This window comes from Pseudomonas alloputida, from assembly GCF_021283545.2.
Classification (GTDB): Bacteria; Pseudomonadota; Gammaproteobacteria; order Pseudomonadales; family Pseudomonadaceae; genus Aquipseudomonas; species Aquipseudomonas alloputida.
The window spans coordinates 3,940,296-3,953,691 of sequence record NZ_CP128540.1 but is presented as its reverse complement, the minus strand read 5'-3'; the positions used below and the strand labels follow the sequence as shown (position 1 = coordinate 3,953,691).

The following is a 13,396-nucleotide window of genomic DNA, read 5'->3' as shown; positions in this document are numbered from 1 at the left end:
TGCCCATTTTCGACTGATGAGCAACTTGTTCGGAGTTTCCCTAGGGCTGACTATTTCCATGTGCAACGAAAATCAGGCGCGAGGAGTATCTTTGGGAAATGGCCTACAAGGAAGGGGTAATTTCTGATTTTTCGACCCGCTCCCGTTCCTCAAAACTTAAACAGGAAACAGGCGGGCAAAAGAAAGGTTGGGCTGCGGAATCAGGTCGATCAGTAGATTGTCGGTCTACATGACCCCACCGGTCACCGCCTGGCTTGCCCCAAAGCTTGAGCTTGCGGTCACCGATGATCTGCTGTGCGGGGTAGTGTTCGTACTCGGCCTCACCGCCATGAACATCATCCCCGCGCTCAAGGCTGCCATGGGGGTCGTTCGTCACGGCGCGAGGTGCCTGATATGAAAAACATCCTGATTTCAGCGCTGACTGCCCAAGACTTGTTCCTGCGTGTGATGGTCGTGCTCGCGGCCTGCGACTACCTACGCAAGGTCCGCCCGGTGGATCAGCCACTGCTGAGTGCCGCCCTCTACCTGGTGGCTATCAGCCAATGGCCTTCGCCCTCGGAGGGTCGAGCGGCTTCGCCTGATTGCAGAATCGCAGTGCCAGGCAATCACCGACTACCAGCTTAGAGCTCTAGGTCGCCTTGGCGGCTCTCCTCACTGACCGGTTTAATCAGTTCTGGCCCTTGGTTACGCACGTTGCCGACTGCTTTACCTACGGAGAACCAGCGAAAACCCAGAGCGGGCCGGCATCCAGCCTTGACGATCTCCGCCGCCCGCTCAGGCGCCATGGTGTGTGGTAACTCATAACCGGCTAACGGCTGTGCGCTACTTATTCCAAAGCCAGATTCGGCTCATACAGTTGACTCGTAGGCATCGAACGACTAAAGTCCGGATGCGTCATGATAATCACTCGCAATAAATAAAAGGATTTTATATGAAAGATGAAGCAAAAATGGGTCTCATGGGCTAGCTGCGGTGCTACTTGGTGCTTCTGCTGTTGCGCAAGCAAGTGTTGGCAGCAATACCACCGCATCTGACAACCCGCCGCTGACGACGATTCCTGCCGAAAAAAGTCTTAAGCCATTGACTGTTGCTTCCATCGGTCCTCACCCAGGCGGTCTCGTGCCGAGCTTTGGGCCGCTGAACTTTAACATTACCGCTGTTGTCATCAGGCGTCATCGCCTTTATAGCGTCTCGCGTCTTCGGCAGTCATCGCTAAAGTTATATAGAATGGGATGCCGCTAGTATATCTTGTAAATATGTAGCGAAATATTATTATGAATGATAAGTGGGTGATTGAGTGAGTTGCATTTTTTGCCAGATTGTAAGCGGTACTTCACCTTGCCATATTATATGGGAGGATGAAGGTCATATGTCATTTTTGTCAATTTTTCCTAATACGCCAGGCTTTGCTGTGGTTATTCCTAAATTGCACTATGGTAGTTATGCCTTTGAGCAGTCCGACTCGGTTATTCGGGACTTAGTGTTGGCTGCGAAAAAAACCGCGCTGTTGATTGATAGGGCGTTACCGGGCGTAGGTAGAACCGGTATGATCCTAGAAGGCTACGGTGTTGATCATCTACATGCGAAGTTGTTCCCCATGCACGGTACAGGCGTTGATAGTACGTTTAAAAAGATAAGCTCAAGTGTAGATAAGTATTTTGAGAAATATGAAGGATATATTTCTTCACATGATTCGGTTAGGGCGGATGATAAGATACTATCTGAACTTGCTGCCCATATAAAGTCTTGTAACTAATTGATTTGTTGCTCTAATGCGTTCAAGTCCCCCAATCCCATCATTGCGTGCAAAGAACCAAGGATTCTCCAATCAAGTCAGCACAGGCGATCTGACCTGTGCTGAAATAGCCCTGCGTTCAACTGCCCTCTACAAGCCCGCCATACCATAAGGTCTCCAGTACGAGAACCCGTGGATTTCGAGTTCTCACTGAAGCACTCAGGCAGAAACTGCCCGTAGGTGGGGTACATGAATCGAATACATGTTCAGCATAAACCCTCTCAGTGCAGCTGTTTGTGGGTTGACAGACCGGGGGCACTGAGAATCCCTGCACACACGAAGGTAACCCACGCACAGCTGCCATAACTGGCATCGCACATGCTCTCAGTGAACCACGGTCTGTCAAAACCGTGCCGCCAATGGGTGGCGACAGGCCGAGACTAGGGCTGACTATTTCCATGTGCAAAGAAAATCAGGCGCGAGGAGTATCTTTGGGAAATGGCCTACAAGGAAGGGGTTATTTCTGATTTTTCGACCCGCTCCCGTTCCTCAAAACTTAAACAGGAAACAGGCGGGCAAAAGAAAACCCGCCGAGGCGGGCTAAGTACTATCACGTAGGGATAGCTTCATCCTGCCCAAGCCACTGTGAAAATTGGGTGAAAGAAAGGTCCCCATAACGTGATCATCCAGAGGGCCCCGCGCCCCCCCTCAAAGCTCGGCTTTCTGCCGCTGGTGGCGCTGAAAGCGGGTAACCGCGATCTGGACGGCAGCTGCAACGATGCACAGTAGGCCGACTTTCCAGCTGCCCTCCAGGCCGTAATGCTCGGCGATCTTCCCTGTGATGATGACGCTAACGAAGATGGCGAAAGGCAGGATCAGTTTGTTCATCGGGTGTTCCAGCAGGCTGCAAAGGGCTCGGGTGAATACGCAGTTCACCCAGCGGAAAGGCCGCGATCTTAGCAAATCCGGGTGCGGCGCTCGATCTCACCGGCAACACAAATCCATCGGCGCGCCCCCAGCCCCCCATTGCGAATTTCCTGGTTTCAGCTAACTTATACAAAAACTTGTACAAGCATGAGAGGTTGTACATGTATTGCAAGTGGCCCTTCACCCTGTACTTCGACGGCGCCTGCCCATTGTGCGCTCGGGAGATAGCCTTCCTGCGCAGGCAATCGACCGGGGGAAAGCTCATCCTGGTTGACATCAGTGCTGATGATTTCGATGCAGGGGCGTTGGGCTTGACGGTTGAGCAACTGAGGTCATGCCTGCATGGAAGGTTCGCGAGCGGGCACTGGGTTACAGGCTTGGACGCCACCTTGTGGAGTTGGCGTGCTGCCGATGTGGGCCTGTGGGTCGCGCCACTGGCTTGGCGTCCGCTACGTCCCCTGTTTTCGGTTCTTTACAGGCTGTTCTGTCGATTGAGGCCACACTTGGCCTGGCTACCACATCCCGATGGCGGGCACCGTTGTAACGGTGAGGAGTCCAAATGTCACATTCGTTAGCCGAGCACTACCATGAAATCCTGGTCGGTATTGGTGAAAACCCGCAGCGCGAAGGGCTTCTGGACACCCCCCGGCGTGCGGCAAAAGCGATGCAGTACTTGTGCAACGGGTATGCCCAGGATCTTCACGAGGTCGTAAACGGTGCTCTGTTCGAGAGTGAAAACGATGAAATGATTGTGGTGCGTGACATTGAGCTCTACTCATTGTGCGAACACCACATGCTGCCGTTTATTGGCAAGGCGCATGTCGCGTACCTGCCAACAGGGCGTGTGTTAGGCCTTTCCAAGGTTGCACGCGTGGTGGATATGTTCGCCCGTCGTTTACAGATACAGGAAAACCTCACGCGGCAAATTGCGTATGCCGTGCAGGAAGTCACGGATGCTGCAGGGGTGGGGGTCGTGATCGAAGCCAAGCATATGTGCATGATGATGCGCGGTGTAGAGAAGCAGAACTCGGTGATGATTTCATCCGTGATGTTAGGTGCATTTCGCGACGCCCCCTCGACGCGACACGAATTCCTGAACCTCATTGGACGACACAATTGACATCCGATCTTGAACCGTTGCGAAGGGGCGCCCAGATGAGTTCCGTTGCTACTGCTTTATCTCCAAGCCGCTTCACTGTCCTGGGTTACGGCGGCCTGCTGCCGTTTATTGGTTTGACGCTGCTCATCCTTTTTTGGGCTGAATATCGAGCGTTTTTCTCGATGATGCTGGTCGGCTATGGCGCGGTGATATTGAGCTTCGTCGGTGCCCTTCACTGGGGGTTCGCCATGACGTTGCAGGATTTGCCCGCAAAGCAGCGTCAAGAGCGACTGGTGTGGAGCGTTATACCGGCCCTGATCGGTTGGGTTGGCACGTTGCTGCCTGTGCCGGTGGGGTGTCTGGTGTTGACCTCTGGTTTTGTCGGCCATCTTTGGCAGGATCGCAAGCTGGCGCAAGCCGTGCCTGGGTGGTATCTGCCGATGCGCGTGCATTTAACGGCTGTCGCGAGCCTCTGTTTGCTGGTCAGTGCACTTGCGGTGTCCATTCATTTTTGAAACCCCAAGCAACCATTGATGAGTCACTTCTCCGGCCCACCCCAAGTATCTCGCCCGATGCACACAACCCCGTCAAACAGCAAACGGGCCGTCCTCACCAACCCGCACCCCTTGATCACGCCATGTTCCAGGCTGATTTCCACCGTAAATTCCCCACTCGGATGCTCCACCGCCAAACGCTGACGATCACCGCCGGACGTGCTGGCAAGGCCCTGTGCAACCGACCCTTCAATCAAGCAGGCCGTAGCAACACTCACCGCACCAAACACCCCGATGGACGCATGGCAGCGGTGCGGGATGAACGAGCGCGTATTGACCGTGCCGCCGTTGCGCGGTGCCGACAGCAGGCACATCTTCGGCACATTGCGCTGGCTGACATCACCCAGGTTCATGCGTGGGCCCAGTTGCAGGCGGATGGCTTCCAGGCGTGTTTTCAGTGCGCTGTCGGCCTCCAGCGTTTCGCACGGCTCGTAACCGGTCACGCCAAGGTCCTCGGCACACAGCAGTACCACCGGCATGCCGTTGTCGATGCAGGTGACTTCCACACCCTCGACACAGTCGCGGCTGTTGCCGGTGGGCAACAGTGCTCCGCAGCTGGCGCCGGCCACGTCGGCAAACGTGACCACCAGCGCCGCCGCACGGCCCGGCACCCCATCAATACGGGTATCGCCGGCATACTCCACCTGGCCATCGGCGGTCGGCACCTGGGCGACGGCGATCTGCCCGGTGTTTTCCATGAAGATGCGCACCGGTGTGCTCGCGCCGCTGGCGGCCACCAGGCCGCGCTCAAGGGCGAACGGCCCTACGCCGGCCAGAATGTTGCCGCAGTTTTGCCCATAGTCCACCCGCGCCTCGTCCACCACCACCTGAGCGAACAGGTAGTCCACGTCGGCGTCATCGCGCTGCGAAGCGCGGATGATGGCGACTTTGCTGGTGAGCGAGTCGGCGCCGCCGATGCCGTCAATCTGCCGGGCATCGGGCGAGCCCATCACCGCCAGCAGCACCCGGTCACGCAGCGGGCCAGGGGCGGGCAGGTCGTCATGCAAAAAATAGGCGCCCTTGGAGGTGCCGCCGCGCATCAGCAGGCAGGGTATGCGGGTCTGGCCCATGTTCAGCCTTCCAGGTCGGTGAGGTGGTCGACATAACGCAGGCCCTTCGCCGCCAGGCGCGGGCGCATCTCGTAGATGTCCAGGCCAAGCTCTCCGGCGGCCAGGCGCAGGCGTTTGCGTTCTTCCAGGTCGGCGCGCTGGGTGGCGGCTTCGAGTACCGCCTGGGCTTCGCCATGGCGCACCACCACTACGCCGTCGTCATCGGCCACCACGATGTCACCGGCATTGACGAGCTGCCCGGCACACAGCAGCGGCAGGTTCACCGAGCCCAGCACCTCTTTCACCGTACCTTGGGCGTTGATGGCGCGGGACCACACGGCAAAGCCCATGTCGCGCAGTGTCTGGCTGTCGCGCACGCCCGCATCGATCACCAGGCCGAGCACGCCGCGGGCCTGGAGCGAGGTCGCCAGCAGGTCGCCGAAATAGCCATCGCTGCACGGCGAGCTGGGCGCCACCACCAGTACGTCGCCTGGGCGGCACTGCTCCACGGCAACATGGAACATCCAGTTGTCGCCTGGGGCCACCAGCACGGTTACCGCGCTGCCGGCCACCGCCACACCTTGCTGGATAGGGCGCACGGCAGTATTGAGCAGCCCCTTGCGACCTTGGGCCTCATGCACCGTGGCGACACCCAGCCGGCCCAGGGCATCGATCATGTGTGGCTCAACGCGTGGGATATTACGCACGACGATGCCGGTCTTGCCGATCAGCCCGCTCATGCCAGGTTCTCCGTCACGCGTGGGAACACGCTCTGCAGGCCTTCGGCGTAGACGATGTTGCGTGCGCTGGTTATGCCCACGTTACGCTTGGCCTGCACGCCGCGCTGCAGGGCTACACGGGTGTAGTACTCCCAGAGGTGTTCCTGGCCGGCCATGCACTGGATGGCGGCATACTTTTTGTCCCACACCGAGGTAATGTCCAGGAACGTGTCCGGGCGCCATTCGCACTGCTCGGGCTGGTGCGGCTCAAAGGCGTAGACCGGCGGTGCGCCAACGATCTTCTCGCCCGGCTTGTAGCCTTCAGCCTGCGCGATAATGCGGGCTTCCTGGGCCAGGTGCATGGCCAGCGGGTGGTCGTAGTTGTAAGGGTCTTTGAGGGAGTGGCTGAGTACGAACTCCGGTTGTACCCGGCGATACACATCGGCCAGGCGGAACAGGGTGTCCTTGTCGGCGCGCATCGGATAGTCGCCGATGTCGAAGAACTCCACGCTGGCACCGAGGATTTCGGCCGCCGCCATGGCCTCTTCACGGCGTGCGTCCTTGACCTTGGCTTCGGTCATTTCACCCTTGCGCCACAGCTTGGCAGACTCACCACGCTCACCGAAAGACAGGCAGACCACGTGCATGGCATAGCCTTGCTCAGCGTGCAGCGCAATGGCGCCACCGGCACGCCAGACAAAGTCGGCGGAATGTGCGCTGACCACCAGGGCGGATTTTTGTGGGGTATTCATGTTTCGTTGGCTCCTGCAGTGGGGGTGGGCGCAGGATGTCATTGGCCTGTGCAGGGCACTAATGCGTTCATTTGCAACGGCTATGCGTTTTATTTATTGCCGGGCAAGCGGGGTAGAGGCATAGTCGCCGCAGTCACGAGCCGAGCGCCGGGAGCCCTTATGATCGATGTCGAACTGCCCAACCTGATGCAAGTCCGCGCGTTCATCCGGGTAGCCGAGCTGGGCAGCGTTTCGCGGGCGACGGAGGTGCTGTTCCGTGCTCAGTCCGTAGTCACCCGCGCCATCGCCGAATTGGAGGCGCGCTTTGCCGTGCCCCTGTTCGAGCGCCATGCCAATGGCATGCGCCTGACCGACTATGGCGAGTGCCTGCTGCCGCGTGCACAGCGCGTGCTGGCGGAACTGGACGGCGTGCCGAGTTTGCTGGGCACCGCGCAGGGCGAGCCCCTCTACCTGTTTCAGGCGCGGCGCCTGCAGGTGTTCGTGAAGCTCTGTGAAACACGGCACATGCAAACCGTGGCGCGGCACTTCGGCCTTAGCCAGCCGGCGGTCAGTGCTGCTTTGAAAGTGCTCGAAGGCGGGTGCGGACAGCCCTTGTTCGTGCGCACGTCGCGTGGCCTGCAGCCCACTGTGGCCAGCCGGGACATTCTGTTCCCCATCCGCCGGGCGCTGAACGAGTTGCGCCTGCTGGACAGTGACCTGAGCGCGATGCAAGGCACCCTGCGCGGGGTGGTGCATGTCGGCGCGTTGCCGTTGGGCCGCTCGCGCATTCTGCCGGATGCCATTTTACGCTTCACGGCCCAGCACCCACAGGTTCGTGTGGTGACCAACGAAAGCCCGTTCGACCTGCTGGCAACCGAGCTGCGGGTAGGGGATGTGGATTTCGTCTTGGGCGCGTTGCGGCCTCACGACTATGCCAGCGACCTGGTGGGCGAGCCGCTCATCAACGAGGAAATGGTGGTGCTGGCCCGTCGGGGGCACCCGCTGTTGCACACTCGCCTGACGCTCAAGGGCGTGCACCAGGCGCGCTGGGTGTTGCCGCGGGCCGGCTCGCCGGCCCGTCAGCTGCTCGACAACTGCTTCGCCGCCGCGGGCCTGACAGCGCCGTGGCCGGTGGTGGAAAGCGCTGATCTGGCGGTTATCCGTGGCCTACTGGTGCGTTCGGACATGCTGGCGGCGGTGTCTGCGCACCAGTTGGCTTACGAGATTGCCAGCGGCGAACTGCAACGCCTGCCGCTGGCACTGCCCGGCACTGCCCGCGCCATCGGCCTCATGCAGCGCAGTGGCTGCCTGCAGTCACCGGCGGCAGTCGCGCTGATGGCCTGTATCCGCCAGGTCATCACCGAGCAGGCGTGAGCCCAGGAGGGTGCCTTAAAGTAGGCTCAGCGGGTAGCTGACGATCAGCCTGTTCTCATCGAAACTGTTGGTGCTGCCCCAGTCCCGGCGCTGGCTGGAGTTGCGCCACTTGAGGTTCAGGGCCTTGAACGGCCCGGACTGGACCACATAGGCCAGCTCGCTTTCGCGGCCCTGGGTGCTGGCGTTGTGCACGTTGTAGCCGTGGATGTAGCGGTTCATCAGGGTCAGGCCGGGTATGCCAAGCACCACGAAGTTGAAGTCGTGGCGCACCTGCCAGGAGCGTTCGCGGGCGCTTTCGTAGCTGGAGCCGAAGGCGTCGTTGGCCAGCGTGCCGCCGCTGGCGCCGTTGACCCGGAACCATTCATCATCGCCCATGACCTTCTGCAAGCCGACGTAGAACGTGTTGCCACCCAGCTTCGCCGAGAACAGGCCCGAAGCGGTGCGGTTGTTCAGTTCGCCTGCCTTGGCGCCACCGTCGTCCTTGCCCCAGAAGTAGCCCAGGTTGGCGCCCAGTACCCAGTTGCCCAGCGGCTGTTGATGCTGCACCTGGAAGTAGCGCTGCTGGTAGATGTCTTCCAGCTGGGCATACCAGGCGCCGACCAGGGTGCGCTCCTGGTTGAAGCGGTATTCGCCGCCGGCGAAGTTGAAACGGTCCGAGGTGAAGGCTGTGCGCGTGAACAGGCTCATGTCCTGCATGCTGGCGTCGTTGCGCGGGCTGTTCTGGCGGAACTGGCCGCCATACAGGCTCAGGCCGGCCAGCTCGTTGGAGGTGACCTGCGCGCCCTGCAAGGTTTGTGGCAGCGAGCGGCCGTCATCGGCGCGCAGGATGGGCAGGGTGGGTGACCACTCGCCGACCTTGAGTTCGGTCCTGGAAACCCGCATCTTGCCCGCCAGCGCCGTGCGGCCAAAGTCGTCCGCCGGGCGCCCGTCGTCGTGAACAGGCAGCAATTGCGTGCCGGCGGTGCCCTTGCCGCCATCGAGTTTGATGCTGTAAAGGCCCAGCACGTCAACGCCGAAACCGACCACGCCGGGGGTGTAGCCGGACTTGAAGTCGAAGATGAAACTTTGCGTCCATTCCTCGGCTTTGCCTTGGCTTGCCGTGCCCGTGTAGTCGCGGTTCATGTAGAAGTTACGCAACGTCAGGCTTGCCTTGGCATCGTCGACGAAGCCTTCGGCCAGGGCTTGCAGTGGCAGGCTGGCTGCCAGTGCGAATGTGGGGACGAGCGGGTACAGGGTGCGGCATTTCATTATTTTTATTCTCCAGGGATGGGCAAAGCGCTGCCCGCCAGCGGCGCATCGGCGCTGGGCAGGTTGAATCAGGGGGCGGTGGGGGTGGCGGCGCGGGACGCGCCGTCACACGATCAAGCGGGTTGCATCGGTCAGTTGGGCGCTTTGCCAGCCACCGAGTAGCGAACCTGCTGGTTACGGGTCTTCATGAAGTCCTCGATGCTCTGCCCGCGCATGGCGGCGTAAATGTCCAGGTTGGACACACCCAGTACGGCGCCTAGCTTCTCCAGTACAAAGAAGATCACCCCATAGTGGATCAGCCCACGCCAGTCGCGGCGGCGCAGCAGGTCGCTTTCCTCTTCGCTCAGGCCCGCCTCGCGGTACAGCGCTTCGGGTTCGCTCAGGAAACGCTGGCGCCACTGCGGCTCAATCATGCGATGCAAGAACTTGTTCAGGCGGTAGCCCTTGGCACTGCGCTCCAGGGTGTAGGGGTAGGTGCCTTCAAGCTGCTCAGCCCCTGCCAGCTGATGCTGCATGTGCTGGCGGTGACGTTCGTTGACCGGCGCCGGCAGTGCCTGGTCACGGTTTTCCAGCAGCAGGGTGGCGATGCCGGTCATCGACGGCAGGTAGTAGCTTTGGTGCTTGCGCTCAACGTTGGCAGACAACGCGCCACGCATGATCAGCCAGGTAATCACCTCGGCACCTTCCATGCCGCCGAGCGTGGCGTACTCGGCCAGTGTCATCTCGGTAAGGCGCTGCGGGTCGTTCACCAGCAGGTCAAGGAACTGCGCGTCCCACTCTGGGTTGTTGAAGCCGCAACGCTCGCCGTGCACCTGGTGTGACACCCCGCCGGTGGCGACGATCGCCACCTTGAGGTCTTCGGGGTAGCTCTCGATGGCGCGGCGCAATGCCTGGCCCAGTTTGTAGCAGCGCCGCGCCGTGGGTATCGGCAGCTGCAGTACGCCGACCTGCAGCGGCACGATCTGTACGGGCCAGCTTTCATCGCAGGGCAGCAGCGCCGACATGGGCGAGAAGAAGCCGTGGTCCAGCGGCTTGTCGCGGAAAAAGCTCATGTCGAACTCATCGGCCATCAGGCTCTGGCCGATGTGTCGCGACAGCGCTGCGTGGCCGCCCACTGGCGGCAGGTCCCGCGGGTTGCCCCCTTCATCGGCCACGCCATATTGCTCGTCTACGCCCAGGGTGAAGGCGCTGTAATGGTCAAAGAAGAACGAGGTGATGTGGTCGTTGAAGATATAGAAGAGTACGTCCGGCTGGCGCTGCTGCAGCCACGTGCGGATCGGCTCGAAGCTTTCGAAGATCGGCGCCCAGGCGGCTTCTTCCTGTTTGTCGTGGTCGACTGCGAAGCCGATGGTTGGGGTGTGGGAGACGGCCAGGCCACCAATGATACGAGCCATGCGAAAGTCCTCTGTTACAGGTTACGGCGCGGTTACTGCGGGGGTCGCGCGCAGCCGGGCGTGGCCGTTGGCCAGGATCGCCAGGGCAGCGGCGAATGCCGGCAGGCCGAGGAGGGTGAACAGCAGCGGCAGGCCCAGCCCCAGGCTGAGCACGGCACCACCGATGAGGGAGCCGAAAATGGCCCCGAAGCGCCCGATACCGAGCATCCAGCTTACGCCTGTGGCGCGGAACTCGGTCGGGTAATAGCCAGGGGCGAAGGCGTTCAGGCGCGGTCTGCGCACCGCTCATGCAGAACCCGGCAGCCGCCACGCCCACCACCAGCAGGCTCGACTCCAGGCTCAGGGCGCCCAGTGAGACGATGCACAGGCCGCCGAGGGCGTAGGCGATGGCGATGACCCGGTTAGGGTTGCGTCGGTCCATGATCCAGCCGACCACGATTGCGCCCACTGCGCCGCCGATCTGGAACAGCCCCGTGATGGTGGCGGCGCGCTCGATGGACAGCCCGCCATCACGCAGCAGGGTCGGCAACCAGCCCATGGTCAGGTAGATCACCAGCAGGCCCATGAAGTAGGTCAGCCACAGGGCCAGTGTGCCAAACCGGTAGCGCTCGCTGAACAGCTGCCGGGCCGGTGCCTTGTGCTGCGTGGTTGGCTCACTGACGGTAAAGCGGGTGCCGGCAGCGAAGCGGCCGCCAAGCTTGGCCAAGGCTGCCGCAATCTGGCTGGCCGGTGCCTGGCGTGCGGCGAGGAAGCGAGCGGACTCTGGCAGCAGCCACCACAGCAGTGGCAGCAAGGCCAGTGGCAGCAGGCCGCCGGCCAGCAGTACCGACTTCCAGCCGTGATGAGGTATCAGCCAGGCGGACAGGAAGCCGCCCAGGCCCGAGCCCATGTTGAAGCCGGTGAACATGATGGTGATCATCAGCGAGCGGTTGCGTGTGGGCAGGTATTCGGCAAGCAGGGTGGTGCAGTTGGGCATGGCCGCACCCAGGGCAATGCCGGTCAGCAGCCGTAACACAGCCAGCTCATAGGGGTTGCGGGCGAAGGCGCAGGCCAGGCTCAGCAGGCTGAAACCGCTGACCGCGATCAGCAGCACTTTCTTGCGGCCCAACCGGTCGGCGTACGGGCCGGCGGTCAGCGCGCCGATGGCAAGGCCGACCATGCCGGCACTCATCACCGGGCCAAAGGCGGCGCGCGACAGGCCCCAGTCCTGCATCAGCGAAGGCGCGATGAAACCCATGACGGCGACATCGAAGCCATCGAACAGCACGATCAGGAAGCACAGCACCAGGATCAGCCACTGGTAGGCAGCAATGGGGCGGTTATCGATCCAGTCTTTGACATCGATGGGGGCATCGACAGGAGGCTTAAGCATGCGTGGTCACCTTTGTTCTTGTATTGGTGTGAATTGCGCCGGGTTCCGGTAAGGCTTCGAACGCGTAATGGCCCAGCAGCAACCACCCCGCCGGACGACGGCGTGAGGCGGACTGTAATCCCATGGTCCAGGGCAGCGCCTGCGGGATTTCTTTAATGAGATATCCAATTTTTTTATCGCAGACTTCGCGGCGCTAATGTCGCGTCAAGCTGTGCCGCTCGGCAGCAAGCTGTTGGCCTGTAAAAGACCTCATGCGCTGCTGGCGTTGTCAGGCTTCCTGGTGATGATGACGCTTATGGTGATTTGTTTCTGAATGTGTGATCTCTCCCGCTCAGTCTTCGTCAAGAAGACTGCCCCTCGCCGTCGTCTGGGGATTGATACAGGGCCTTCCATGCAAACGCTGTTGAACGAGATTCTCGAAGAAGTACGTCCCTTGATCGGCAAGGGCAAAGTCGCTGACTACATTCCCGCGCTGGCTGACGTGCCGGCGAACCAGCTGGGCATCGCTGTCTATGGCAACGATGGCAGTTACCACTGCGCAGGCGACGCGCAGGTGCCATTCTCGGTGCAGAGCATTTCAAAGGTGTTCAGCCTAGTTCAGGCCATTGGCCATTCGGGTGAAGCCATTTGGGAGCGGCTGGGGCATGAGCCTTCGGGGCAGCCGTTCAACTCGTTGGTGCAGCTGGAGTTCGAGCGCGGGCGGCCGCGTAACCCGTTCATCAATGCCGGGGCATTGGTGATCTGCGATATCAATCAGTCGCGCTTCGCGGCCCCCACGTTGTCGATGCGCGATTTTGTCCGACGGCTTTCAGGCAACCCTCACATCTCGATCAATACCCGGGTCGCTGATTCGGAATATCAGTTTCGCGCGCGCAACGCTGCCATGGCGTACCTGATGCAGTCATTTGGCAACTTCCATAACGAGGTCGAGACGGTGCTGCGCAGTTACTTCAGTTACTGCGCACTGCAAATGAACTGCCTGGACCTGGCGCGGGCATTCTGCTTCCTGGCCAATGATGGGTTCTGCAAGCACAGCGGTGAGCAGATCCTGACGCGGCGCCAGACCCAACAAGTGAACTCGATCATGGCCACCAGCGGGCTGTATGATGAGGCGGGGAATTTCGCCTTCAGGGTCATCCCTTTCAAGGTCTTCGGTAGAATTCGCTGAAATCCAGTCAGGAAGACCCGAGCGAT

12 protein-coding genes and 2 pseudogenes are annotated in these 13,396 nt (G+C 60.6%); 7 read left to right on the top strand and 7 right to left on the bottom strand.

Features of this window, described 5'->3' with window-relative positions:
* Positions 1–229: 229 nt before the first annotated feature.
* Together LU682_RS18085 and LU682_RS18080 are read left to right on the top strand one after the other, a co-directional pair.
* Positions 230–397: a hypothetical protein gene (locus LU682_RS18085; protein ID WP_061405626.1), complete on the top strand. Its 168-nt coding sequence runs from the start codon at positions 230–232 to the stop codon at positions 395–397.
* Positions 398–1,297: 900 nt separating this feature from the next.
* Entirely contained in the window at positions 1,298–1,756 is a 459-nt protein-coding gene (locus LU682_RS18080; RefSeq protein WP_082412209.1) for an HIT family protein, read from the top strand.
* 687 nt (positions 1,757–2,443) lie between these two features.
* Here the strand turns inward: LU682_RS18080 and LU682_RS18075 are convergent.
* A complete protein-coding gene (locus tag LU682_RS18075) occupies positions 2,444–2,623 on the bottom strand; it encodes a hypothetical protein (RefSeq protein ID WP_049587653.1) in 180 nt (59 codons plus the stop codon).
* Positions 2,624–2,823: 200 nt separating this feature from the next.
* On the opposite strand from LU682_RS18075, the gene LU682_RS18070 reads away from it, so the two are divergent.
* Genes LU682_RS18070 through LU682_RS18060 form a run of 3 tightly spaced genes read left to right on the top strand, consistent with a single transcriptional unit; the run spans position 2,824 to position 4,276 of the window.
* Positions 2,824–3,237 carry a thiol-disulfide oxidoreductase DCC family protein gene (locus LU682_RS18070; protein ID WP_010953445.1) on the top strand — a complete coding sequence of 138 codons (414 nt, stop codon included), beginning with the start codon at positions 2,824–2,826 and terminating at the stop codon, positions 3,235–3,237.
* Positions 3,222–3,782 carry a GTP cyclohydrolase I FolE gene (gene folE, locus LU682_RS18065; protein ID WP_010953446.1) on the top strand — a complete coding sequence of 187 codons (561 nt, stop codon included), beginning with the start codon at positions 3,222–3,224 and terminating at the stop codon, positions 3,780–3,782. Before LU682_RS18070 ends, folE begins: the two co-directional genes overlap by 16 nt.
* Before the next feature lie 35 nt (positions 3,783–3,817).
* Positions 3,818–4,276, top strand: coding sequence for a DUF3429 domain-containing protein (locus LU682_RS18060; protein WP_049587655.1), 459 nt, complete (start codon positions 3,818–3,820; stop codon positions 4,274–4,276).
* A 23-nt stretch (positions 4,277–4,299) separates the two neighbouring features.
* On the opposite strand, the gene LU682_RS18055 is transcribed toward LU682_RS18060, so the two are convergent.
* Genes LU682_RS18055 through galB form a run of 3 tightly spaced genes read right to left on the bottom strand, consistent with a single transcriptional unit; the run spans position 4,300 to position 6,877 of the window.
* Positions 4,300–5,385, bottom strand: a complete 1,086-nt coding sequence (locus tag LU682_RS18055; protein ID WP_010953447.1) for a 4-oxalomesaconate tautomerase — start codon at positions 5,383–5,385, stop codon at positions 4,300–4,302.
* 2 nt (positions 5,386–5,387) lie between these two features.
* Positions 5,388–6,104, bottom strand: coding sequence for a 4-carboxy-4-hydroxy-2-oxoadipate aldolase/oxaloacetate decarboxylase (locus LU682_RS18050; protein WP_010953448.1), 717 nt, complete (start codon positions 6,102–6,104; stop codon positions 5,388–5,390).
* Positions 6,101–6,877, bottom strand: a complete 777-nt coding sequence (gene galB, locus LU682_RS18045; RefSeq protein ID WP_010953449.1) for a 4-oxalmesaconate hydratase — start codon at positions 6,875–6,877, stop codon at positions 6,101–6,103. The genes LU682_RS18050 and galB overlap by 4 nt, the downstream gene beginning before the upstream one ends.
* A gap of 117 nt (positions 6,878–6,994) precedes the next feature.
* On the opposite strand from galB, the gene LU682_RS18040 reads away from it, so the two are divergent.
* Positions 6,995–8,188, top strand: a complete 1,194-nt coding sequence (locus LU682_RS18040; RefSeq protein WP_232914934.1) for a LysR family transcriptional regulator — start codon at positions 6,995–6,997, stop codon at positions 8,186–8,188.
* A gap of 15 nt (positions 8,189–8,203) precedes the next feature.
* On the opposite strand, the gene LU682_RS18035 is transcribed toward LU682_RS18040, so the two are convergent.
* From LU682_RS18035 to LU682_RS18025, 3 genes and pseudogenes are all read right to left on the bottom strand, one after another.
* Complete coding sequence (locus tag LU682_RS18035) at positions 8,204–9,436, bottom strand: OprD family porin (protein ID WP_010953451.1); 1,233 nt, start codon at positions 9,434–9,436, stop codon at positions 8,204–8,206.
* A gap of 131 nt (positions 9,437–9,567) precedes the next feature.
* Positions 9,568–10,830, bottom strand: coding sequence for a gallate dioxygenase (locus LU682_RS18030; RefSeq protein WP_004575382.1), 1,263 nt, complete (start codon positions 10,828–10,830; stop codon positions 9,568–9,570).
* A gap of 21 nt (positions 10,831–10,851) precedes the next feature.
* Positions 10,852–12,202, bottom strand: a pseudogene (locus tag LU682_RS18025) (MFS transporter).
* A gap of 391 nt (positions 12,203–12,593) precedes the next feature.
* Here LU682_RS18025 and glsB point away from each other — a divergent pair.
* Positions 12,594–13,337, top strand: a pseudogene (gene glsB / locus LU682_RS18020) (glutaminase B); the annotation flags it as partial.
* Between the last annotated feature and the right edge of the window lie 59 nt (positions 13,338–13,396).